This window comes from Curtobacterium sp. SP.BCp, assembly GCF_051903255.1.
Classification (GTDB): Bacteria; Actinomycetota; Actinomycetes; order Actinomycetales; family Microbacteriaceae; genus Curtobacterium.
On record NZ_CP194338.1, the window covers coordinates 1837864 to 1860435 of the forward strand.

Annotated in this window: 19 protein-coding genes; 9 read left to right on the forward strand and 10 right to left on the reverse strand. The window is 74.1% G+C overall.

What is annotated here, in order from left to right; translation table 11 throughout:
- Positions 1 to 170 precede the first annotated feature (170 nt).
- The 8 genes from ACRQ4C_RS08880 (at position 171) to phoA (ending at position 10542) form a co-directional block, all read left to right on the forward strand.
- Entirely contained in the window at positions 171 to 1772 is a 1602-nt protein-coding gene (locus tag ACRQ4C_RS08880; RefSeq protein ID WP_439688425.1) for an ABC transporter substrate-binding protein, read from the forward strand.
- Complete coding sequence (locus ACRQ4C_RS08885; protein WP_439688426.1) at positions 1769 to 2800, forward strand: ABC transporter permease; 1032 nt, start codon at positions 1769 to 1771, stop codon at positions 2798 to 2800. The genes ACRQ4C_RS08880 and ACRQ4C_RS08885 overlap by 4 nt, the downstream gene beginning before the upstream one ends.
- Positions 2797 to 3690, forward strand: coding sequence for an ABC transporter permease (locus ACRQ4C_RS08890; RefSeq protein WP_439688427.1), 894 nt, complete (start codon positions 2797 to 2799; stop codon positions 3688 to 3690). The genes ACRQ4C_RS08885 and ACRQ4C_RS08890 overlap by 4 nt, the downstream gene beginning before the upstream one ends.
- A complete protein-coding gene (locus ACRQ4C_RS08895; protein WP_439688428.1) occupies positions 3687 to 5561 on the forward strand; it encodes a dipeptide ABC transporter ATP-binding protein in 1875 nt (624 codons plus the stop codon). The genes ACRQ4C_RS08890 and ACRQ4C_RS08895 overlap by 4 nt, the downstream gene beginning before the upstream one ends.
- Positions 5558 to 7621 (forward strand): CocE/NonD family hydrolase, encoded by a 2064-nt coding sequence (locus tag ACRQ4C_RS08900; protein ID WP_439688429.1) that lies wholly within the window; start codon positions 5558 to 5560, stop codon positions 7619 to 7621. Before ACRQ4C_RS08895 ends, ACRQ4C_RS08900 begins: the two co-directional genes overlap by 4 nt.
- Entirely contained in the window at positions 7618 to 8289 is a 672-nt protein-coding gene (locus ACRQ4C_RS08905; RefSeq protein WP_439688430.1) for a TetR/AcrR family transcriptional regulator, read from the forward strand. The genes ACRQ4C_RS08900 and ACRQ4C_RS08905 overlap by 4 nt, the downstream gene beginning before the upstream one ends.
- A gap of 26 nt (positions 8290 to 8315) precedes the next feature.
- Entirely contained in the window at positions 8316 to 8732 is a 417-nt protein-coding gene (locus ACRQ4C_RS08910; RefSeq protein ID WP_290131784.1) for an SIP domain-containing protein, read from the forward strand.
- 127 nt (positions 8733 to 8859) lie between these two features.
- Positions 8860 to 10542 (forward strand): alkaline phosphatase, encoded by a 1683-nt coding sequence (gene phoA / locus ACRQ4C_RS08915; RefSeq protein ID WP_439688431.1) that lies wholly within the window; start codon positions 8860 to 8862, stop codon positions 10540 to 10542.
- Between the two features lie 78 nt (positions 10543 to 10620).
- Here the strand turns inward: phoA and ACRQ4C_RS08920 are convergent, their stop codons facing one another.
- The 3 genes from ACRQ4C_RS08920 to ACRQ4C_RS08930 are packed head-to-tail and all read right to left on the reverse strand — an operon-like array spanning position 10621 to position 14389.
- Positions 10621 to 11478: a glycosyltransferase family 2 protein gene (locus ACRQ4C_RS08920; protein WP_439688432.1), complete on the reverse strand. Its 858-nt coding sequence runs from the start codon at positions 11476 to 11478 to the stop codon at positions 10621 to 10623.
- A complete protein-coding gene (rfaE2, locus tag ACRQ4C_RS08925; protein WP_439688433.1) occupies positions 11475 to 12965 on the reverse strand; it encodes a D-glycero-beta-D-manno-heptose 1-phosphate adenylyltransferase in 1491 nt (496 codons plus the stop codon). The genes ACRQ4C_RS08920 and rfaE2 overlap by 4 nt, the downstream gene beginning before the upstream one ends.
- A complete protein-coding gene (locus ACRQ4C_RS08930; protein WP_439688434.1) occupies positions 12962 to 14389 on the reverse strand; it encodes an aldehyde dehydrogenase family protein in 1428 nt (475 codons plus the stop codon). The genes rfaE2 and ACRQ4C_RS08930 overlap by 4 nt, the downstream gene beginning before the upstream one ends.
- Positions 14390 to 14508: 119 nt before the next feature.
- Here ACRQ4C_RS08930 and ACRQ4C_RS08935 point away from each other — a divergent pair, with 119 nt between their 5' ends.
- Complete coding sequence (locus ACRQ4C_RS08935) at positions 14509 to 15603, forward strand: glycosyltransferase family 9 protein (protein WP_439688435.1); 1095 nt, start codon at positions 14509 to 14511, stop codon at positions 15601 to 15603.
- A gap of 170 nt (positions 15604 to 15773) precedes the next feature.
- Here ACRQ4C_RS08935 and ACRQ4C_RS08940 read toward each other — a convergent pair whose 3' ends face one another.
- The 7 genes from ACRQ4C_RS08940 to ACRQ4C_RS08970 form a co-directional block, all read right to left on the reverse strand.
- Positions 15774 to 16478 carry an SDR family oxidoreductase gene (locus tag ACRQ4C_RS08940; RefSeq protein WP_290131778.1) on the reverse strand — a complete coding sequence of 235 codons (705 nt, stop codon included), beginning with the start codon at positions 16476 to 16478 and terminating at the stop codon, positions 15774 to 15776.
- 64 nt (positions 16479 to 16542) lie between these two features.
- Complete coding sequence (locus tag ACRQ4C_RS08945) at positions 16543 to 17922, reverse strand: PfkB family carbohydrate kinase (protein ID WP_439688436.1); 1380 nt, start codon at positions 17920 to 17922, stop codon at positions 16543 to 16545.
- Complete coding sequence (locus ACRQ4C_RS08950; protein WP_290131776.1) at positions 17919 to 18539, reverse strand: D-sedoheptulose-7-phosphate isomerase; 621 nt, start codon at positions 18537 to 18539, stop codon at positions 17919 to 17921. Before ACRQ4C_RS08950 ends, ACRQ4C_RS08945 begins: the two co-directional genes overlap by 4 nt.
- Positions 18536 to 19837, reverse strand: a complete 1302-nt coding sequence (locus tag ACRQ4C_RS08955) for a glycosyltransferase (protein WP_290131775.1) — start codon at positions 19835 to 19837, stop codon at positions 18536 to 18538. Before ACRQ4C_RS08955 ends, ACRQ4C_RS08950 begins: the two co-directional genes overlap by 4 nt.
- On the reverse strand, positions 19834 to 20850 hold the full coding sequence (locus ACRQ4C_RS08960) for a glycosyltransferase (protein ID WP_439688437.1): 1017 nt from the start codon (positions 20848 to 20850) through the stop codon (positions 19834 to 19836). Before ACRQ4C_RS08960 ends, ACRQ4C_RS08955 begins: the two co-directional genes overlap by 4 nt.
- A 71-nt stretch (positions 20851 to 20921) precedes the next feature.
- Entirely contained in the window at positions 20922 to 21989 is a 1068-nt protein-coding gene (locus tag ACRQ4C_RS08965) for a glycosyltransferase family 9 protein (RefSeq protein WP_439688438.1), read from the reverse strand.
- Entirely contained in the window at positions 21986 to 22537 is a 552-nt protein-coding gene (locus ACRQ4C_RS08970; RefSeq protein ID WP_439688439.1) for a D-glycero-alpha-D-manno-heptose-1,7-bisphosphate 7-phosphatase, read from the reverse strand. Before ACRQ4C_RS08970 ends, ACRQ4C_RS08965 begins: the two co-directional genes overlap by 4 nt.
- Between the last annotated feature and the right edge of the window lie 35 nt (positions 22538 to 22572).

Genomic DNA, 22572 nt, shown 5'->3' on the forward strand with positions numbered 1-22572 from the left:
TTGGTAAACACTCGGGCTGCCGCGCACACCGGACCGACCACGCCGGATCGGTGCACCCGTGCGCATCGAGGCCGCCCTGGACGGGTCCGGCGGCCGGCTGCAAGGGGTTGGTCGATCGCCGTCGTTCCCTTATCGTTCACCGGAACGATTACCAGGAGGGGTCACCCCGAATGCAGCCCATCGTCCACGAACCCCGGAACGCCCGCGGCCCGAGCCGCCGGACGCTCCTGTCCGGCGCCGCCGGACTCGCCGGCCTCGGCCTGCTCACCCTGACCGGGTGCAGCTCCGGCGCCTCGGCCGGCACGAACGCCCTGCCCGAGGTCGCCGCCACCGGCACGGCACGACGCGGCGGCCGACTCCGGGTCGCCCGGCCAGCCGCCTCGGCCGCCGAGACCCTCGACTCCGCGAGCTCGCTCTCCGCCTACGAGTACCTGGGCGCGCTGTACAACCGGCTCGTGAAGCTCGACCAGCAGGGGCAGCCGGTCCCCGACCTCGCCGAGGAATGGTCCGCCAACGCAGACGGCACCGAGTGGACGTTCCGACTCCGCCGCGGCGTGCGGTTCCACGACGGGTCGCGCTTCGTCGCGGCGGACGCGATCGCGAGCATCCAGCACATCCTCGACGAGAAGACCGGCAGCCCGCAGGCCGGGGTCCTCGGCGAGGTGATGGACGCCCGGTCGATGACCGCCGTCGACCCGTACACGCTCCGGTTCGCGCTGACGAAGCCGAACGCGGAGTTCCCGTCCCTGCTCACGGCGTACCAGTGCTACATCGTCCCCGCGGACGCCGTGGCCGACATCGGGCGGACCGGCATCGGCACGGGCCCGTTCCGGCTGTCGTCGTTCACCCCGGCCGGTGCCGGGAGCGTCGAGGCGTTCGACGACCACTTCGCGGGGCGCCCGGCGCTCGACGGCATCGACTTCTTCTCGATCCAGGACACCACCGCGCGGGTCAACGCCCTCCTCGCGGGACAGATCGACCTCATCTCGCAGACGAACCTCGACTTCGCCACGGCCCGGGTCGTGGCGGCGTCGGACCGGGCGACGATCGCCCGTTCGAAGAACGCCCAGTGGTACACGATCCCGATGCTCGCGACGAGCGACGAGTTCCGCGACCCCCGCGTCCGCCAGGCCATGAAGCTCGCCTACGACCCCCGCTCGATCGTCGAGACCGCGCTCCAGGGCACCGGTTCGCCCGGCTGGGACAACCCCGTGCCGCCGCAGCTCGCCGCGTTCGTGGACGACCACCGCGAGCACGACCCGGACAAGGCGAGGGCACTGCTCAAGGCCGCCGGCCGGTCGGACCTGCGTGCATCGATCTACACGTCGAGCTACGAGTCGGTCTTCACCCCGATGGCCGTGGCCTACCGTGACGCCGTCGCGGACGCGGGCATCCGCCTGACGGTGCAGAACGCCAGCTCGGACTCGTACTACACGCAGATCTGGATGCAGAAGCCGCTCATGGTGAGCTACTGGTTCACCGGGCGCCCGATCGACCAGCTGCTGAACCAGATCTTCCGGTCCGGGTCCTCCTACAACGAGAGCGCCTGGTCGAACGAGCGGTTCGACGCCCTGCTCGACGACGCCCGCGCCGAGATGGACGACGCCAAGCGCCTGACGCTCTACCAGGACGCCCAACGACTCATCGTCGAGGACGGCGCCGACATGACCCCGATGTTCGGGGACCGCCTGGTCGGGCTGTCCCGCGACGTCGTCAACTACTCGGAGTACGGCTTCGAGTTCGACTGGCTCCGGATCGGACTGCGCCGATGACGACCACCACCAGACCGACGGACGTCATCGTCCCCGTCCTCCGCCGACTCGGGATCGCCGTGCTCACGGTGGTCCTCGCGTCCCTCTTCGTGTTCCTCGCGGTGCAGGCGCTGCCCGGCGACGTCGCACAGCAGCTCCTCGGGCAGAACGCCACACCCGAGGCCGTCAAGCAGCTCCGCGAGTCCCTCGGCCTCGACCAGAACGTGTGGCTGCGCTACCTCGAGTGGCTCGGTGGTGCGGTGCACGGCGACTTCGGGACGTCGCTCGTCAGCGGCGAACCCGTCGCACCGACGCTCTTCACGGCCTTCCGGAACAGCATGCTCATCGCCGTCCCCGCGATGCTCGTCGGCATCACGCTGTCGCTGTTCCTCGGGGTGCTCGCCGGGGTCCGTCGCGGCCGCGCCACCGACCGGGTGGTCTCGATCGTCAGCCTGGTCGTGATGAGCGTGCCCGAGTTCATGGTCGCGACCGTGCTCGTCCTGCTCTTCGCGATCGGTCTGCCGCTGTTCCCCGCGGTCGTGCTGCGGGGGAGCGACGCCACGGTCGGTGAGCTCCTGCCGACCATCTGGCTGCCGATCATCGTGCTCACGCTCGCGATGGCCGCGTACATCGTGCGGACGGCGCGGTCCTCGACGATCGACGTGATGGCGTCCGAGTTCGTCACGACCGCGGAGCTCAAGGGCCTCTCGATGCGCCGGGTGGTGTGGAAGCACGCCGTGCCGAGCGCCCTGCTGCCGACCCTCACGGTGATCGCGCTCAACGTGGCGTGGCTGCTCGGCGGCGTGGTCGTCGTGGAGAACGTCTTCAACTACCCCGGCATGGGCAAGCTCATGCTCGAGTCCGTGTACGACCGCGACCTGCCGACCATCGAGGCCATCGCGCTGCTCAGCGCGGTCGTGTACGTCGTGTGCAACCTCGCGGCGGACCTCGTCGCGCTCGTGCTCGACCCGAAGCTCCGCACACGGCAGCGCCGGACCCGCGTCCGACGCGCGAGCGCGACGAGCCGATCCAGGAAGGCAGCCGCATGACCGCCGTCGTCCCCCGTCCGACCGGCACCCTGCGACCCGGTGCGGTCGGCCGTGTCCTCGCCCCGCTGCGCGGCTCCACCGCCTTGTCCGTCGGGCTCGGTCTCATCGCGGTCCACCTCGTGCTCGCGGTGCTGGCGCCCGTGATCGCCGGTCACAGCCCGGTCGTGACGAACGCCGGCGACGTCCTCTCCGGCCCGACGTGGACGCACTGGCTCGGCACCGACCAGTACGGCCGCGACGTGCTGTCCCGCACGCTGAACGGCGGCCGGTACGCGCTCCTCGTGACCTTCCTCGCGACGACCATCGCGGTCGCGGTCGGCACCGTCCTCGGCGCCGTCACCGCGTACGCCGACAACTGGTTCGACGAGGTCGTGATGCGGATCGTCGACGCCCTGCTCAGCGTGCCGTCGATCCTCGCGCTCCTCGTCGTCGTGACGGTCTTCGACGCCGGGCTCTGGGTCATCGTGCTCGCGGTCACGATCGTCTACGCCCCCGCCGTGACCCGCGTGGTCCGCGGTGCCGCACGCACCGTGATCACGCAGGACTACGTCACCGCAGCGCGCGCCCGCGGCGAGCGCCCGTTGTCGATCGTGTTCCGGGAGATCCTGCCGAACGTGCTCGACGTGGTGCTCGTCGAGTACGCGATGCGGGCGTCCTGGATCGTGCTGCTCGTCGCGTCGCTGTCGTTCCTCGGGTTCGGTGCGAACCCGCCGACGCCGGACTGGGGTCTCATGGTGCAGGAGAACCGGACGGCGTTGACCGTCGTGCCGCTCGGCACGCTCGCGCCGATCGTCGCCCTCGCGACCCTCGTGGTCGGCCTCAACCTCGCCGCGGACGGACTCGCGAAGTCCCTCGGCGTCGACCGTGCGACGCAGGGAGCGACCGCATGACCGCCACCGTCACGACCACCGCGACCGCACCGGGCGGGGCTGCCGACGATCCCGTCGTCCAGGTCGACGACCTCGCGATCTCCTACGCCGCGGGGTCCCGGACCGTCCCGGTCGTCCGCGGGGTGTCGTTCACGATCGCCGCCGGCCGGACCTTGGGGCTCGTCGGGGAGTCGGGCAGCGGGAAGTCGACGGTCGCCCGCACGCTCCTCGCGCACCTCCGTGCCGGTTCCGTGGTCGAGCGCGGCACCGTCCGGGTCGGCGGCGAGGACGTCTTCGCGCTCTCACCGGCCGGTCGCCGAGCCCTCCGCGGCGGCACGGCGAGCGTCGTCGCGCAGAACGCCGGACAGGCACTGACACCGTCGATGCGGATCGGCGAGCAGATCCGCGAGGCGCTCCGGGCGCACGGCGAGCCCGACGGCCCGGAGCGGGTGGCGGAGCTCGCGCGTCTGGTCCGTCTGCCGTCACCGGAGACGATCGTCCGGCGCTTCCCGCACCAGCTCTCGGGCGGGCAGCAGCAGCGTGTCGCGATCGCGATGGCGGTCGCCGCCCGGCCCCGGGTCCTCGTGCTCGACGAACCGACGACCGCGCTCGACGTCGTCACGCAGGCGGCGGTCCTCGACCTCGTCGCGGAGCTCGGCCGTGAGCTGGGGATGGCGGTCCTCCTCGTCAGCCACGACCTCGGCGTGGTGTCGGCCATGGCCGACGAGATCGCCGTCATGCGCGCCGGCGAGGTCGTCGAGCACGCCGCGACGGCGGCGCTGTTCGCCTCGCCGCAGCACGAGTACACGCGTGCCCTGCTGGCTGCGGTGCCGGACGGGCGACGGCCTGGGCCCACGTCGCCGGTCCCGGATCGACGCGTCAGCGGCGAGTCGGCCGTGCCGACGGGGAGAGGCGCGGGTCGCCCGGCCCTGGAGGTGACCGTCCCGGGGACGGTCGCCGACGACGCCACGCGCTCCGGGCCTCCCGTCGGCACTTGTCCGGTGGTGACCGCCGAGGACCTGGTGATCCGGTACGGACGCGGCCTGCCGGCCGCGGTCGACGGTGTCTCCTTCACCGTCGGCGCGCGCGAGACGCTCGCGGTCGTGGGGGAGTCCGGCAGCGGGAAGTCGACGCTCGCGACGGCCCTCGCGGGGTTGGTGCCGGCCGAGTCGGGGACGTTCGCGTTCGACGACGGCACGGTGGCCGGCGACCTCGGCGTGCCGGTCGCCGGACGGTCGCCCGAACTGCGTCGCGCGGTGCAGCTCGTGTTCCAGAACGCGGACACGTCGCTCAACCCCCGGCGGACGGTCGGTGCGGCGATCGCCCGCCCGCTCCGGCTCTTCACGGGGTCGTCGTCGCGGGAGCGGGTGGGCGAGCTCCTGACGCTCGTCGGCCTCGGTCCGGAGTTCGCGGACCGGTTGCCGGCGCAGCTGTCCGGCGGGCAGCGGCAGCGGGTGGGGATCGCCCGTGCGCTCGCAGCGGAACCGCGGCTCGTGATCGCGGACGAGATCACCACGGCGCTCGACGTGCAGGTGCAGGCGGGGATCCTCGCGCTGCTGGCCGACCTGCAGCGCGAGCGGGGCCTCAGCTGCCTGTTCATCAGCCACGACCTCGCCGTCGTGCGCGGTGTCGCTGATCGGGTCGCCGTGATGACCGGTGGTCGGATCGTGGAGGTCGGGCCGACCGAGGCGGTGTTCGGCGGGTCGAACCACCCCTACACGTCGACGCTCCTCGCCGCCACGCTCGAACCGGGCAGCACGGAGTTGCCGGACGTCGACGACGGCGTGCCGCACTGGCAGCACGACGAGGGGTGGACCGACCACGGTGACGGCCACCTCGTGCGGAACTGGACCGACCGCGCCGTGGGCGTCGGGAACGGAGTGGAAGGATGACCCAGCACCTCACCGCGATCGGGACACCCGACGGCCCGCCGGACGGCGTCGTCGTCCGTGACGAGTGGATCCCGATGCCCGACGGGCTGCGGCTGCACGCCCGGATCTGGTCGCCCGCGTCCGCTTCGCCGTCGTCCGGGGCGCCGGTGCAGCGCGTCCCCGTGCTGCTCGAGTACCTGCCGTACCGGCTCGACGACTGGACGGCGCCGCGTGACTCGGAGCGGCACCCCTGGTACGCCGAGCACGGGTACGCCTCGGTGCGGGTCGACGTGCGCGGGACGGGGTCGTCCGACGGGTTCTTCGACGACGAGTACAGCGAGCAGGAACTGCGTGACGGCGAGGCCGTGATCGCGTGGCTCGCCGAGCAGCCGTGGTCGACCGGAGCCGTCGGCATGTTCGGCATCTCGTGGGGCGGGTTCAACGCGCTCCAGCTCGCGGCCCGCGCCCCAGAGGCCCTCACGGCGATCGTGACCGTCTGCTCGACCGACGACCGGTACGACAACGACGTGCACTACGTCGGCGGGGCGCTCCTCGGGATCGACATGGCGGCGTGGGGCGCGACGATGTTCGCGTTCAACTCGCGTCCGCCGCGCCCCGAGGTCGTCGGCGACGGTTGGGTCGAGCGGTGGCGGGAGCGGCTCGACGCGAACCGTCCGATGACGCCGACGTGGCTCGCCCACCAGGAGCGCGACGACTACTGGCGGCACGGCAGCGCTGCCGAGGACTACGCCGGGATCTCCGCCGCGGTCCTCGCGGTCGGTGGGTGGGCGGACCCGTACCGGGACGCCGTGCTGCGGTTGGTCGCGAACGTGTCGGCGCCGGTCAAGGGCATCGTCGGGCCGTGGTCGCACCAGTACCCGGACCGCGGGCTCGCGCCGGGGCCGTCGATCGGGTTCCTGCAGGAGACGCTGCGCTGGTGGGACCGCTGGCTCCGAGGGATCGACACGGGCGTCGAGGACGACCCGGCCCTGCGTGCGTGGATCAACGAGGGCGAGCCGCCCGCCACGTACTACGACCAGCGACGCGGTCGCTGGGTGGGTGCGGAGGCGTGGCCCTCCACGGCGACGTCCGTGCGGGCGGTGCCGCTGTCGGCGCTGCGCGGCGGCACGGACGGCGCCGTCGTCGTCCGGTCGCCGGAGCACACCGGCGTCGACGCGGGCCGGTTCTTCCCGTTCGGCAACGCCACCGACCTGCCGCCGGACCAGCGTGCCGAGGACGGCCGGTCGGTGTGCTTCGACCTGCCGGTGGACGAGTCGTTCGACCTGCTCGGGAACGTCCTCGTGGACCTGACCGTCACGAGCGACCTGCCGCGCGCCACCGTCACCGTGCGCCTGTGCGACGTCGCGCCGGACGGGTCGTCGACGCTCGTCACGCGCGGTGTGCTGAACGCGTCGGCCCGGGGAGGGATGGACCGCGCCGACCCGCTCGAACCGGGTGAGCCGACGGCGCTCCCCGTGCGCCTCGTCTCGACCGGACACCGGTTCGCCGCCGGGCACCGGCTCCGGATCGCGGTGTCGACGGCGTACTGGCCGTGGGTGTGGCCGCACGGCGCGAGCCCGACCCTCGTGGTCGATCCGTCGGCGTCCGCGCTCCGGCTGCCGGTGTGGACGAGGACGACCGACGACGGCGTCACGTTCGAGGCGCCGGAGCGGTCGACACCGCTCGCGATCGAGCGCGTCGAGCCGTCGGAGCCGCTGCCGCAGCGGACCGTCACGCACGACGTCGAGACGGGGGAGTGGACGCTCGACGTCGATCCCGGCTACGGCGGGGGCCGCGTGTACCCGGACGGGCTCGTCTTCTCCGAGGACGCGCGCGAGACCTACCGCATCCGGACCGGCGACCCGACGAGCGCCCGGGCGTCGTCGCGGTGGGCGATCGGACTGGCGACGGACGACTGGGCGGCGCGCCTCGAGACGACCTCGGAGCTCAGCGCGTCCAAGGACACGTTCCACGTCGAGAACACCGTGTGGGCGTGGGCGCGGGACGGCGCGGCGGGCACGCCGGAGGTGCTCGTCGCGGAGCACACGTTCGTCGACGACGTGCCGCGGACGTCCGCGTGAGCGCGGCGTCGGGTGCTCCGGCGGCGGGCGGTCCCCGGACCCGTGCCCGGCAGCGCCCCGAGGTCCGCCGGGCGATGATCGTCGCGGCCGCCCGCGAGGTCATCGTCCGCCGCGGGGTCGGCGCCACCGGCCTCCGCGACATCGCTGCCGAGGCGGGGGTGTCGGTCGGGACGGTCACCTACCACTTCGACAGCGTCGCCGAGATCCTCAACGAGGTCGTGGTGCTCGAGACCGAGCGCTTCTACGGCGCGATCGTCGAGGCCGTCGACGCCGAACCCGACCCGGTGCGGGCCGTCCGGATGCTCGTCGAACCGCTGTTCGCCGAGCGGCAGGAGGTCCGTGAGCACTGGCGGGTCTGGTCGGACTACTGGACCGCCGTCGTCCGCCGGCCGGAGGTCGCGGCCGAGTACGCCGAACGCATCCGCGTCTGGGAGGCCTGCCTCGTGCGGGTCCTGCGCCGCGGCGTCGAGACCGGCGTGTTCGCGGCGTCGGCGCACCCCGAGACCGTCGCCCTCCAGCTCGCGGCGTACAGCGACGGCGTCGCGACGCAGATCCAGCAGGGCGTGCCGGGCCTGACCAACTCCGTCGCGCTCGAGTGGATGTGGTCGTTCCTCGCCCACGAACTCGGTCCCGCGCTGGTGCGGGTCCCGACGGAACCCTTGTCGTGAGCGCGCACGGGCCCTACGGTGTCCGGATGACCAGGAACCGGCAGGAGCCCGCCCCGCGCGTGCTCGTCGCGGGCTGCGCCGACGACCTGCCGGAGATCCACCGCCAGCTCCTGGAGTTGCCCGACACCGCGTACGGGCAGGTGTTCGTCGAGGTCGCCCTCGCGGACGAGGTCCGCATCCTGCCCGCCCCGCCCCGCGTCGGCGTCACCTGGCTCGTCCGGAGCACCAGGGGGTCACGGATCGCGTCGCTCGTCTTCGCGGACCGCGGTGAGGCCCTCGCCGAGGCCGTCATCGGCTGGGCGGCGGAGTGGTGCGTCGCGGGCAGCGAGCCGTGCACCGTGCTCTGGATCGGGTGCACCGAGAGCCCCTGGGTCGAGCGGGCCCGGTCGGTCGTGCAGCTCGACCTCGACGACGCCGGCCAGCAGGTCGAGATCGGCGGCTGACCACGGTGGACCGTCCGCTGCACGTCGTCGTTCACCTGCGAGTCGTGGCGCGTTCACGAGCCTGTACCGCTGCACAGGCATCCTCTGACGGCACCCGTTCGGGGCACGTCCAGAGGGGATCCACCACATGCAGCACACGACCAAGCGACGCCGCGCGGCGCTCGCGTTCGGCGCCGCCGTCATCGTCGGCGCCGTCGCACTGCCGGGCACGGCCGAGGCCGTCGCCCAGCTCGCGCTGAACCAGCACGGCGGTGCCGCCCGCCACCAGGGCGACCAGACCCGGAACGTCCGCCAGGCGATCCAGAACGCCGGCGCGAAGAACGTCATCCTGCTCATCGGCGACGGGATGGGCGACTCCGAGATCACCGTGGCGCGCAACTACCAGTACGGCGCAGCAGGCCGGCTCCCCGGGCTCGACGCCCTGCCGATGACCGGCTCGTACACCACGTACTCGCTCGTGAAGAGCGGGAAGAACAAGGGCAAGCCCGACTACGTGACCGACTCGGCGGCGTCCGGCAGCGCGTGGGCGACCGGCACGAAGACCTACGACGGCGCCATCTCGGTCGACGTCGACGGGAAGCCCCAGCAGTCGCTCCTCGAACTCGCGAAGGCGAACGGCTACAAGACCGGCGACGTCTCCACCGCCGAGATCCAGGACGCCACCCCCGCCGTGCAGGTCGCGCACGTCGGCTCGCGCTCCTGCTACGGCCCCGACACCGCGGCCTGCGGCACCGACGCCCTGCAGGCCGGCGGCCTCGGCTCGATCAGCGAGCAGTTGCTGAACGCCCGCCCGGACGTCACCCTCGGCGGCGGCTCCGCGAGCTTCGAGCAGACCGCGAAGGCCGGCCAGTGGGAGGGCAAGACCCTGTTCGAGCAGGCCGACGAGCGCGGCTACCAGCTCGTCGACGACGCCGCCGGGCTCGCTGCGGTCCGCAAGGCCGACCAGCGCCAGCCGCTCCTCGGGCTCTTCACGCCGGGCAACTTCCCGACGCGCTACGCCCCGACCACCGCGACCGTCGGTGGAGCGGACGCCGCACCGACGCGCTGCACGCCGAACCCGGCACGTCTCGACACCGGGCTCTCGCTCGCGTCGCTGACGAACAAGTCGATCGGTCTCCTGCAGCAGAAGCACGGGAAGAAGGGCTTCTTCCTCCAGGTCGAGGGCGCCAGCATCGACAAGCAGGACCACGCCGCCGACGCCTGCGGTCAGATCGGCGAGACGATCGACTTCGACGAGGCCGTCCAGGCCGCGCTCGCGTTCGCGAAGAAGGACGGCAACACGCTCGTCATCGCGACCGCCGACCACGCCCACTCGAGCCAGATCGTCGACAACACGCCGCCGGCGGCGCTCTCCACCGCGCTCGTGACGGCCGACGGCACCACGATGAAGGTGTCCTACGGCACCGCGGCGGCCGGCGGCTCGCAGCAGCACACCGGCACGCAGGTCCGCATCGCCGCGTACGGCCCCAGCGCCGCGAACGTCGTCGGGCTCTCCGACCAGACCGACACGTTCTTCACGATCCGCGACGGGCTCGGCCTGTCGGAGGACGTCGCCGCGCTCAGCCGTGGCGCACGGGTCGACGTGTCCGACCGGTCGCCGCGTCGTGATGAGCGCGTCACGGTCACGGGCAGCCGGTTCGCCGGCGACCGCCAGGTCCGGGTGCAGCTCGGCGACACCGACCTCGGCACGCTCGACCTGGTCGACGGCACCGCGGCGACGACCTGGCGCGCCGAGCGCGGCACCACGACGTTCACCTTCACCGGCGTGCAGACCGGCAAGGTCGCGACCGCCCAGGTGCGCGTGCGCTGACGCGCGTGATGCGGACGGGAGGCCCGTGGCGGGATCGCCACGGGCCTCCCGTCCGTCACGCGGTGCGTCGCACCGTCCTCAGCGGAAGACGACGTCCGGTGCGTCCACCCGTCGGTCCGTGACCGTGGTGGGCGACTCCAGGTGCACCGCACCCGACGGCACGATCCCCGCGCCGCCGAAGCGCTCCATCACGCGCCACTGGGCGACGACGTCCTCGCCGGCGTGTTCCGGCGGCAGGTCCGGCCAGAAGCGGAAGCCGCCGACGGACTCGAGCCGCTCCCGGTCGTAGAGCACGCAGGCACCGACCCAGGCCACCCGGTAGGGCACCCAACCGCCGTGCTCGACGTCGAGGTCCGAGGCGACGTGGGCGAGGTTCGCGGCGTTGTGGAGCGACCAGCGGTCGTGGGCCGGGGTCCCGCGGCGGACCACCTCCGGCTCGACACCGTCCGACCACGGTTCGAACAGCGCGGTCTCGTGCGGGCGCCGGTCGGCGAGGTACGACAACCCCTGCACCGCCGACCCCACGAAACCGCAGTCGAGCGTCCGGAGGGCGTCGAGCATCCGCCGCACCGTGCCCGGTTCGAGCCAGACGTCGTCGTCGAGGAACAGCACGGTCGGCGCCGAGGCGTGGTCGAGCAGGAACTGCCGGTGCTCCGCGAGACCCAGCCGCTCACGGTGGGTGCGGAGCGTGACGGGCCGGCCCTGTGCCTCCAGGACGCGGAGCATGGCGGCGACCGCCGGCCGGGAGGCGGCGTCCCCGTCCGTGGACTGGTCGCTCAGGACGAGTCGCAGGTCGACGTCCACCTGCGCCGCGAGCCCGGCGAGCGTCGTCGCGAGTTCGGCGTACCTGCCGACCGTCGGTACCAGGACGTCGACCGCGGGCGCTGCCCCGTCGACCCGGGGCCGAGCCCAGTCGCCGGACCAGCGCGCGGTCACGAGGATTCGCGGATGCGTCGCACGACCGCGGTCGTGGAGTGCTCCGCGACGTAGTCGACCATGACGACCTCGCCGCCGTACTCCCGCACCACCGCGGTCTCGCGGAGCATCTCGGGGGAGTAGTCCCCGCCCTTCACGTAGACGTCCGGGCGGATGCGACGGAGCAGCGGGATGGGCGTGTCGGTCGCGAACACCGTGACGAGGTCGACGCACGCGAGCGCTGCGAGGACTCCGGCGCGGTCCTCCGCCGTGTTGATCGGGCGCTCCGGCCCCTTCAACCGGCGCACGGAGTCGTCGTCGTTCAGCGCCACGACGAGCAGGTCGCCGAGCTCGCTCGCCTGTCGCAGGTACGTGGTGTGCCCGCGGTGGACGACGTCGAAGCAGCCGTTCGTGAACACGATGCGGCGACCGGCTGCGCGGGCTGCGGCGACGGCGTCGGCGAGTTCGTCGTGGTCCACGACGGTCTCCGCCGGGGCGGTCACCGAGTCGACCAGGGCACGCGCCGAGCACACCGAGGTGCCGGCCTCGCGGACGACGACGTCGGCGGCGGCCTGCGCGAAGGACACGGCCTGCCGATGGTCGGCGCCGACGGCGAGGGCCACGGTGGCTCCGGCGCAGAAGGTGTCTCCGGCACCGGACGCCTGTTGCTCGGCAGCCGGCGTCGCCCGGGTGCGGAAGGCCTCGTCGGTGTCGGGGTCGAGCAGCACGGTGCCGTCGCGGTCGAGCGTCACGACGGCGGCTCGGGCACCCGTCGCGGCGAGGAGCGCGTCGCGGGCGTCGACGACCGCGGCCGCACGGGCGGCGCCCTGGCCGAGGTCGACACGGGCTCCGTCCGCGCCCGCGCGCGCCAGGAGTGCGGTGGTCTCGCCGGCGTTCGGCGTCACCAGGTCCGGGTGCAGTCCCGCCCAGCGGGTCAGGTCGTGCGCGTCCACGACGACGGCGTCCGGACGGTCGCGGTCGAGCACCGGCACGACGGTCTCCGGGTCGACGCCGAGGCCGTAGTCGCAGACCACCGCGGCGTCGGCGCAGCGGACGGCACGGGCGACGGCCTCGCCGAAGCGTGCCCGGGCGGCGTCGTCCGGCGGTGCGGCGATGTCGTCGACACGGACCACGACGCGGTCCCCGCCGACGACCCGGTCCTTGGTGGTGGTGCGGGCGCCGGGGACCTCCACGAGGAAGGTCGTGTCGACGCCGGCCGCGGCCAACCGGTCGCGCAGGGTCCGGCCGGACTCGTCGTCGCCCACGTACCCGACCATCCGGACCCGGGCGCCGAGCGCGCGGGCGTTCACGGCGGTGTTGGCCGCGCCGCCGGGCACGGCGATGCTCTCGGTCACGCGGACGATCGGGGCCGGGGCCTCGCGCGAGACCCGCTCGGCCTCGCCGACGGTCCAGCGGTCGAGGATGCCGTCGCCGATGACGACGACGAGCGGCTCGCGGTCGTCGATGCGACCCACGAGTTCGCGGACGAGCCGCACGTCGGCGGTCACCGGACACCACCCGCGGGCTCGAGGTGGACGACGGTCGTGGTGGTGAGCTCGTCGAGGAGGTGCGGCCCGTACCCGAACCCGGAGCCGGACGCACCACGGGGTTCGGCGCTGCCGCCGGGCGCGCCGCCGAAGACGGCGTTCACCTTGACGGTGCCGACCGGCAGCTCCACCGCGGCGCGGAGCGCGTTGCCGGTGTCGTTCGTGAGGACCGTCGCCGCGAGGCCGTAGCGGTCGGCTGCGGCGAGCCGGATGCCCTCGTCGAACGAGTCGACGACGCGGACCGGGGCGACCGGGCCGAAGGTCTCCTCGGTCATCACGGTCATCTCGTCGGTCACCTCGGTGAGCACGGTGGCCGGGTACGCCGACCCCGGTCCGTCCGGGACGACCCCGCCCGTGCGGAGGACGGCCCCGCGGTCGACGGCGTCACGGACCTGCGCGTGCACGGCGTCCCGCATCCGACCGTCGACCAGCGGGCCGTACTCGGCGGAGGGTGCGGCCGTCCGGCGGTCGGCCTCGGCGACGAGCGCGGCGACGAAGGCGTCGGCGACGGCACGGTGGACGTACACCCGTTCGACGCTCGTGCAGATCTGGCCGGTGTTCGCGAAGGCTCCGAGCGCCACCTGCGCCGCGGCCCACGCGGGGTCGACGTCGGCGTCGACGACGACGGCGTCGTTCCCGCCGTTCTCCCGCACGACGTGGGCGCGGGTGCGGGTGGCGACCTCGGACAGCCGGTCGCCGGTCGCGGTCGAGCCGACGTGCGCGTACACGTCGATGCCGTCCTGTTCGAGCAACAGCTCACCCGTGGCCGCGTCACCGTCGACCCCGACGAGGACGCCGTCGGGCAGGACCTCGGCGAGGAGGGCGTTCAGGCGGGCGATCGTGGCCGGGCTGCGCTCGGAGCCCTTGTGCACCACGGTGTTGCCGGTGACGATCGCCGCGCCGAGGATCCCGCACGCCACCGCGACCGGGTCGTTCCAGGGCGTCAGGGCGAGCACGACGCCGCGGGGGTGCGGGACGGTCCAGTCGGCGGCGCCGTGCTGACCACGGAGCGACTCGCCGCGGTGGACGGGCCCGAGCTCCGCGTACTGCAGGAGCGTGCCGATCCCCGCCTCGACCCCGCCGAGCGCGTCCCCGGGGACCTTCCCGGTCTCGCGCGTGTTCAGTGCAGCGAGCTCGTCCGCGTACCCGCGGAGGTGCTCGGCCGCGGCCCGGAGCAGCGCCCCGCGTTCCGCAGGAGCCGTCCGACGCCAGGCCGGGGCGGCCGCACGGGCTCGTGCGACGGCGTCCCGCACGTCCGCGGCGGTGGCACGCGGCGTGGTCGAGGCGACGGAGCCGTCCACCGGGTCGGTCACGACGAGGTCGGACGAGCCGGAGTCGTTCGTGGCGGAGTCGGTGGCGGCGGTGCGAGGGGCGGCGAGGGTCATGCGGGTCCTTCCGTGCGGGACTCGCACGTTCCTCGGACGGCCCTGGACACGGTCACGGATCCGCGCTTCTCGTCCATCCCCCGACGGACGGTCGGCCCCGGGTCGGTAGACCTGGACCGGTGCAACTGATCGGCAACGGTGGTCCCCGGTTCGACGACGTCCACGAGATCGCGGTGCTGCGGGGCGGGGGACTCGGTGACCTGCTGTTCGCCGTACCCGCGATCGACGCCCTCGCCGCCGCGTACCCGGACGCCCGCATCACCTTGCTCGGCACCCCCGTCGCGCCCGCGGTGCTCGCCGGACGCACCGCCTCCGTGCACGCCTTCGAGGAACTGCCGATCGCGACGGGCGTCCGGGACTCCGGTGCCGGCGCGCCCAGCCGGGAGGACTTCGACGCCCGGACGCGCGGACGCTTCGACCTCGCCGTGCAGCTCCACGGCGGTGGTCGGAACTCGAACCCGTTCCTGCTCGCGCTCGGCGCTCGGCACACCGTCGGCACCGCCACCGAGGACGCCGAGGTCCTGGAGCGCTGGGTCCGCTACGTCTACTACCAGCACGAGGTGGTCCGTTCGCTGGAGGTCGTCTCGCTCGCCGGGGCCGCTCCGGTGACGCTCGACCCGCACGTCCTCGTGACGGAGCCGGAGCGGGCCGCGGTCCGCGAGCGGCTGGGGGTCGCGGACCGACTCGTCGCGCTGCACCCGGGAGCGACGGACCCGCGGCGGCGCTGGAGCCCGGAGCGCTTCGCTGCGGTCGCCCGGGAACGGCTGGCGGCCGGGGACGACGTCGTCCTGGTCGGTGACGCCTCGGACCGGGCGGCGGCGGACGCGATCCGCGCCGAGCTCGGGGACCCCGCACGCCTGCACGACCTCGTGGGCACCCTGCCCCTGACGGAGCTGCCCGTGGTGCTCGCCGCTGCCGACGTCATGGTCGGCGACGACTCCGGGCCGCGACACCTGGCGGTCGCGGTCGGCACGCCCACGGTCGGCGTGTTCTGGTTCGGCAACGTCGTCAACGCGGGTCCGTTCGACCGTGGCCGCCATCGCGTCCACATGTCCTTCGTGACCCGGTGCCCGGTGTGCGGGATCGACGTCACGCAGGTCGGGTGGACGGCCGAACGTTGCGAGCACGACCCGTCGTTCGTCGACGAGGTCACACCCGAGGTCGTCCTGACGGACGTCGCCGACCTGCTGGCGACGGTCGCGCCGCGACGCTGACGATCGCGCTGGGTCGCGACGCGACCACGTGACCGACTGGCGCGCCCCGCTCAGCGGCGACGCGAAGCGTTGCGCGGGGCGCGCCGACCGAGCCTGCGAGGGAGGACGGTGCCAGCTGGCACCGCGCCTCCCGTCCGTCGCGAGGTCGCGACCACGACGCCTGGTGACGCCTACGGCCAGCTCGGCTCGGTCGCCGGCATGATCGACAGCTCGCGGATCTCGCAGCCCGCGGGCTGCGCGAGGGCGAAGACGATCGCGTTCGCGACGTACTCCGGCTCGATGAGCTGCGCGTCCGGACCCGGCTTGTACTGCTCCGTGCGGTCGGCGAAGAAGTTCGTGCGCATGCCGGCCGGGATCACGTTGGTGACGCCGATGCGACCGCCGGTCTCCGCGGCGAGTGCCTGCGAGAACCCGCGGACGCCGAACTTCGACGCCGAGTAGGCGGTGCCGTCGCCGACGCCGCGCAGGGCGAGCGACGAGGAGATCGTGACGACCCGGCCGTGCGTGGCCTCGAGGGCGGGCAGCGCGGCACGGACGACCGCAGCGGTGCCGAGGAGGTTCACGGCGACGATGCGCTCCCAGTCGCCGGACGAGATCCCGCCGATCGGGGCCGGCTTGTCGATCCCGGCGGCGGTGACGACCGCGTCGAGACCGCCGTGGCGCTCCGCGGCGTCCCGGACCGCCTGCTCGGTCGCGGCGGTGTCCGTGACGTCGACCGCGACGGCGTCGACGCCCTCGGGCACGGCGTCGACGGCGAGGTCGAGCACGACGGGGGTGCCGCCGGCCTCGGTGACGGCGGCGACGACCGCTGCGCCGAGCCCGGAGGCGCCGCCGGTGACGAGGACGCGACCGATGGGGGTGGTGGGGACGGGCATGGACTTCCTTTCGTGGGGGTGGGGCACGGTCCTGGTCCCGCGTGCTGCGGGCAGGGCGTGCCGCTCAGCCGACGTGCGCGAGCGCCGCGGCGAGACGGGTGGTGGAGCGGCCGGGGTGGAAGGGCACGGTGACGACGCGTCCGCCCCACTCGGCGAGGGTGGCCGCCTCGGGGAGGTCCGCGGCGTCGTAGTCGCCGCCCTTCGCCCAGACGTCCGGGTGGAACCGCCGGAGCGCCTCGTCCGGCGTGTGCTCGTCGAAGACCACGACGGCGTCGACGCAGTCCAGCGCGAGCAGGAGCTCCACGCGGTCGTCCTGCGTCATGATCGGCCGCTCGGGACCCTTGAGCGCCCGGACGGAGTCGTCCGAGTTGAGGCACACGACCAGGCAGTCACCGAGCGCCCGGGCCGCCGACAGGGTCCGGGCGTGCCCGGCGTGCAGCAGGTCGAAGCAGCCGCCGGTGGCGACGACGGTGCCGCCCTCGGCGCGGACCCGGTGGACCAGGCGCATCGCGTCGCGGTCGACGCCCGGCACGGCCACGGGCTCGGCACCGTGGTCGGCGAACAGCGCGGTCACGCCACCCGCCGCGAGGTAGGCGGAGGCGTCCGCGACCCCGGCGGCCACGGCGTCGGCGACGTCGGCTCCGTCGGCGAGCGCGACCGCGACCCCGGCGGCGAGTCGGTCGCCCGCGCCGCACGGGTCGCCGACCGTGGCGGAGGGGGCCGGGACGAAGCGGCTGCCCGACGGGGAGGCGACGAGTGCGCCGCGGTCGCCCATCGTGACGGCCACGGCGTGCGTGCCCCAGCACTCGCGGAGGGCTGCGGCGGCGTCGGTCGCGAACGGGACGCCGTCGCCGCCGATGCCGCTGGCGGCCCGGGCCTCCGCGGTGTTCGGGGTCGCGATCGTGGTCCCCGGGACCGGCTCGGCGCCCTTCGGGTGCGGGTCCCAGACGACGGGCGTGTGCGCGGCCACGGCGGACAGTGCCTCGCGGAGAGCGGGCGCGGCGGCGACGCCCCGGCCGTAGTCGGCGACGACGATCGCGTCGGCCCCGGCGAGGGCGGCGGTCATCTCGGCGGTGACGTCCGGGACGGGCGGGGTCGCGCAGCCCTCGTCGATGCGGACGAGTGCGTGGTCGACGACGCGGACGCGGGTCTTCACGGGCGTCGGTGCACCGGACGGCCCGGCGACGACGCGCACACCGGGGAGGAGGGCACGGACCTCCTCGCCGCGGCCGTCGTCGGAGAGCACGGTGACGAGGGTCACGTCGTGGCCGTCCTTCGCGAGCATGGTCGCGACGAGTCCGGCGCCGCCGGCGCGGCGGTCGTCGGTGCGGACGTCGACGACGGGCACCGGGGCGTCCGGGCTCAGGCGTTCGCTCGTGCCGGAGACGTCGACGTCGAGCAGGGTGTCCCCGACGACGACGATCCTGCGTGCGGCGCCGGTCACCGGCGGGCTCCGCGGCGCAGGGCCGGCTCCATCGCGCGGCACAGGGCGTGCACGAGGACGAGCTGCGCCTCCTGCACGTTCGCGGAGGGGCCGTCGATGCAGATCGCGTCGTCGACGATCGACGCGAGGGGGTTCGGCCGGGGCCCGGTCATGGCGATCGCGAGCGCGCCGACGGCCCGTGCGGCCTCGGCGGCGCGGAGGAGGTTCGGGCTCTTGCCGCTCGTGCTCAGCAGCACGACCACGTCCCCGGCGCGGGCGTGGGCCCGGACCTGGCGGGCGAACACCTCGTCGTACCCGTAGTCGTTGCCGATCGCGGTGACGGCGGAGGTCTCGGCGTGCAGCGAGATCGCCGAGTACGCCGGACGGTCGCCGTCGAAGCGGCCGGTCAGCTCGGACGTGAGGTGCTGCGCCTCGGCCGCCGAACCGCCGTTGCCCGCGGCGAGGAGCCGCCGGCCCGCGACGAGTCGCGTCGCGATGTCGTCGGCCCAGGCCGCGATGTGGTCGCCGTGGTCGACGAGCGAGGCGATGACGGGGACGGACGCGGCGACGTGGTCGCGGACGAGCCGGACGCTGTCCACGCCGGTCCCGGTCGCGGGTTGGGTCGGGGAGATGGTCATCGTGCGGTCCTCTCGGTGGTCGCGGTGCGACGGGGGGCGCGACGTGCGCCGGAGCGGGTGTCCGCGACCGCGCCGCCGCCGGCGATGAGCCGGTCGTAGACGCGCTCGCTCTCGGCGGCGACCTTCTGCCACGTGTACCGGGCGACCGCGCGTTCGCGGCCGGCGGCACCGAACGCCTCACGGCGCTCGGGGTCCTCGAGGAGCGTGCCGATCGCGGTCGCGACGGCGTCCTCGTCGCGCGGCGGGACGTGCAGGCCGGTGGCGTCCTCCACGACGGTGTCGATGAGGCCGCCGACGCTCGACGCGACGACCGGTCGGCCGCACGCCATCGCCTCGAGGGGCACGATCCCGAACGGCTCGTACCAGGGGGCGCACACCACGACGTCGGCGCTCCGGTACACGGCGGGCATGTCGTGCTGGCCGAGCTGCCCGCGGAAGTGCACGTGGTCCCGGATGCCGAGCGACCGGGCGAGTGCGTCGAGGCGCTGGTACTCCGGGTCGTCGGGCAGGTCGGCTCCCGCGACACCGGCACCGCCGACGACGACGAGTTCGACGTCGCGGCCCTCGTGCACGAGCTCGGCGACGGCCGCGATGGTCGTGCCGACGCCCTTGCGCTGCACGAGTCGGGACGCGGTGAGCACCCGCTGCGTCCGGCCCCGAGCCTCGACGGGTCCGTCCGGCCGGAAGGTCTCGACGTCGACACCGCACGGCACGACGGAGATGCGGTGCAGCGGGACACCGAGGGCCTTGAGCTCGAACGCCTCGTCCGAGCAGGTCGCGACGACCTGGTCGACGCTCCTCCCGACGGCGGGCTCGACCCACTCGCGCTCGACGGGGCTCGTGTCCGCCGCTCCCTGGTGGCGGCGCTTGACGACCCCGAGCGCGTGGAACGTCTGCGCGACGGGGATGCGCACCCCGCCGGTGCGGGCCTGCACCTGCGCGACGGCCTCGAGTGCGGCGTGCCCGGACATCCAGAAGTGCGCGTGCACGACGTCGGGCCGGTCGACGAACCACTCGGCGGCCAGGACCGAGGCGAACGTGCCCATGTACGGGAACAGCTCGTCCTTCGGCACCGCGCGGGCGGGTCCGGCGTCGACGTGGACGACCTCGACGCCGGGGCGCAGGAGCACCCGCACGGGCAGGTCGGACGCGTCGCGTCGGGTGTAGACGGTCACCTGGTGGCCGCGGTCGGCGAGCGCGCCGGACAACTCGGCGACGTGCACGTTCTGGCCGCCGGCGTCGACGCCGCCGAGGGTCGCGAGCGGACTCGCGTGCTCGGAGACCATCGCGATCTTCATCGGGCACTCCCTTCGAGCACGACCTCGGTCGTGCCGTTCCGCCGCGCGGAGCGCGCGGTCCGGTGGTCGGTGACGACCCGGTCCAGCAGGTCGTCCCAGTCGGCGGTGAACCGCGCGAGCGCGTGGCGCTCCAGCGCAGCCTCCCGGGCGACGGCACCGCGTCGGCGCGCCTCGTCCGGGTCCTCCAGCAGCAGCCGGGAGGCACGGACCAGCTCGTCGACGTCCGTCGCGATCGCGCCGGCGTCGGCGGGCACGGTCCGTGGTGCGTCCGTCGTCGCGAGGACGAGGACGGGCATCGCCATGTGCATCGCCTCGATGAGCGACAGCCCGAGGGACGTCCACCGGTTCGGGTGCACGTACGCACGACGCTCCGCGAGCGCGCGGTGCATCGGGTCGGCGGGCACGTCGCCCTGCGCGACGACGCGGTCGCCGAAGCCGAGTTCGCCGATCCGCTCGGTGCCGATGCCCCAGAGGTCGACGGGCGCCACCGAGGCGAAGCGGGGGAGCAGGTCGGTGCCGACGACCCGGCCGCGGCGGACCGGCTCGTTGATGACGACACCGAAGCGTCCGAGGGACCCGGTGTACAGCGGCCCGGGGTCGACGACGCCGTGCTCGACCACGGTGGTCGGTGTCGTGCCGCAGTCCCACATGAGGGCGTTCCAGTGCGTGACGTGGGCGATGACGAGGTCGTCGCGGTCCCGCAGCGGGTGGCGGCTGTTCGGGACGTCGACGCGTGGTGCGTTGTGCTCGACGAACACGATCGGTACCGAGCGGCCCCCCAGCAGCCGCTCGGCCGCCTCGAGCTCCTCCGTGCGCTGCAGCACGACCACGTCGACCTCGGCGTCGGCGACGTCCTCCGGCGCTATCTCGACGACCGATGCCGGCCAGTCCCTGCCCCCGCGTCCGAGGCCGTCGGCGTCGCGCGCCGCGGTCGTCGGGACGAGGTACTGGTGCTGGCCGCGGACGAAGGCGTCCATCCAGCCGCCGTGGACGTGCCACACGAGGATGCGCATGCAGGCCTTCCGGGTCGAGGAGCAGGAGGAGAAGGAGAAGCAGTGGCGCACGCTACGCAGCGCTCGCCCGGCTACGGCGCAGGAAGGTGCTCGGTGATCCGCGAAGCGCGGTCCTGCAGTCGGCGGTGCGCATCCAGCACATCCTGGACGGACACACGGGCGAGGCAGGGGTGGCCCGGGACCGGGCACGCACGGGCACGGCTGAGTCGGCACGGTGCGCTCTGGTCGCCGAGCACCTCGACGAGCGGCGCGTACGGCGCCCACTTCACCGCCGGGACGACGGGGGAGAACAGGCTGACGATCGGCACGCTCACGGCGGCCGCGAGGTGCGCCGGACCGGTGTTGCCGACGACGACCACCTCCGCTCCCGCGAGGACTGCGGCGAGCTCCGCCGGGGTCGTCGAGCCGCCGAGGTCGATCCCGGTGGACCCGGCCACCTCGGCCGTCAGTGCCCGCTCACCAGGCGATCCCGTGACCACCACGGGCACCCCGGCGGCGGCGTAGGCGGCGACGAGCGCTCGGTGCTGCTCGGCCGGCCACGCCCGGGCCGGGACGCTCGCACCGGGGTGGACGACCACGTACCTGCCCAGACCGGCCACGGCCGCGGGTGGGGCGGCGTCGAGGCGCACCGCGAGCCTCCCGGCATCGTCGTCGGGGAGCGCGAAGCCCGCGGCCTGCGCGATGCGCAGCGCACGCTCGGGCTCGGGGAGGTCCTCGGGCAGGTCCTCGCCCGGTCGGAGGCGCACGTCGAGGAGCGACCCGGGGTGGTCGACCGACGCGCCGCTCACCCGCGGGACGCCGGCGAGCCGGAGCAGCAGCGCGAGCGGCAGCGGGGACTGGTGGAAGGACGTCAGGACGACGGCCTCGTCCGGGCGCTCCTCGGCGACCAGTGCGCGGAACTCGTCGACGACGGCGTCGTCGATGGGTCGGGCGGTCTCGGTCACCCACGGTGCCGCCCACGTCCGGAGGCTGTCGACGCCGGGGAGCAACCGGCCCGCGGGGGCACCCTGCGGGCCGCAGAGGAGCGTGACGTGCGAGGCGCCGGCGGCGACCGCACGCACTGCCGGACCGGCGACGAGGACGTCGCCGAAGGAGTCGAGCCGCGCGACGAGGACGCGCGGGCCGCGGGTCCCGCTCACGCGACCGGCGTCGGACGCTGTGCGAGGACGAGCGTCACCGCGTCGTCGAGGGTCGCGGCGACGGTGTCCGCCGCGTCGACCTCGGCCGGCCGGGTCCGCGCGGTGGGGACGAGGATGCCCTGCGCCCCGGCCGCCCGGGCCGCCTCGACGTCGGCGCCGATGTCTCCGATCACGACGAGTTCGGTGGCGGGCACCCCGAGCACCTCGGCGGCGCGCAGGACCATGCCGGGCCGGGGCTTCCGGCAGTCGCAGCCGTCGTCGGCGTCGTGCGGGCAGACGCACCACACGTCGAACGGTCCGATCAGCTCGTCCACCCGCGCGTTCGTCGCGTCGACCTGCGCACGGGAGGCCATGCCCTTCGCGATCACGGACTGGTTCGTGACGACCCCGGTCCGCAGGCCCGCGGCGCGGACGCGCTCGACCGCCCGGTGCGCCCCCGGCACCGGGACGACCAGGTGCGGGTCGGCGTTGTAGGGCACGTCGATGACGAGGGTGTCGTCACGATCGAAGAGGACGCCGCCGACGGGGCGGTCCGGTGCGAGGGCCATGCACCGAGCAGTACCGGTCCGGCACCCCGCGTCGG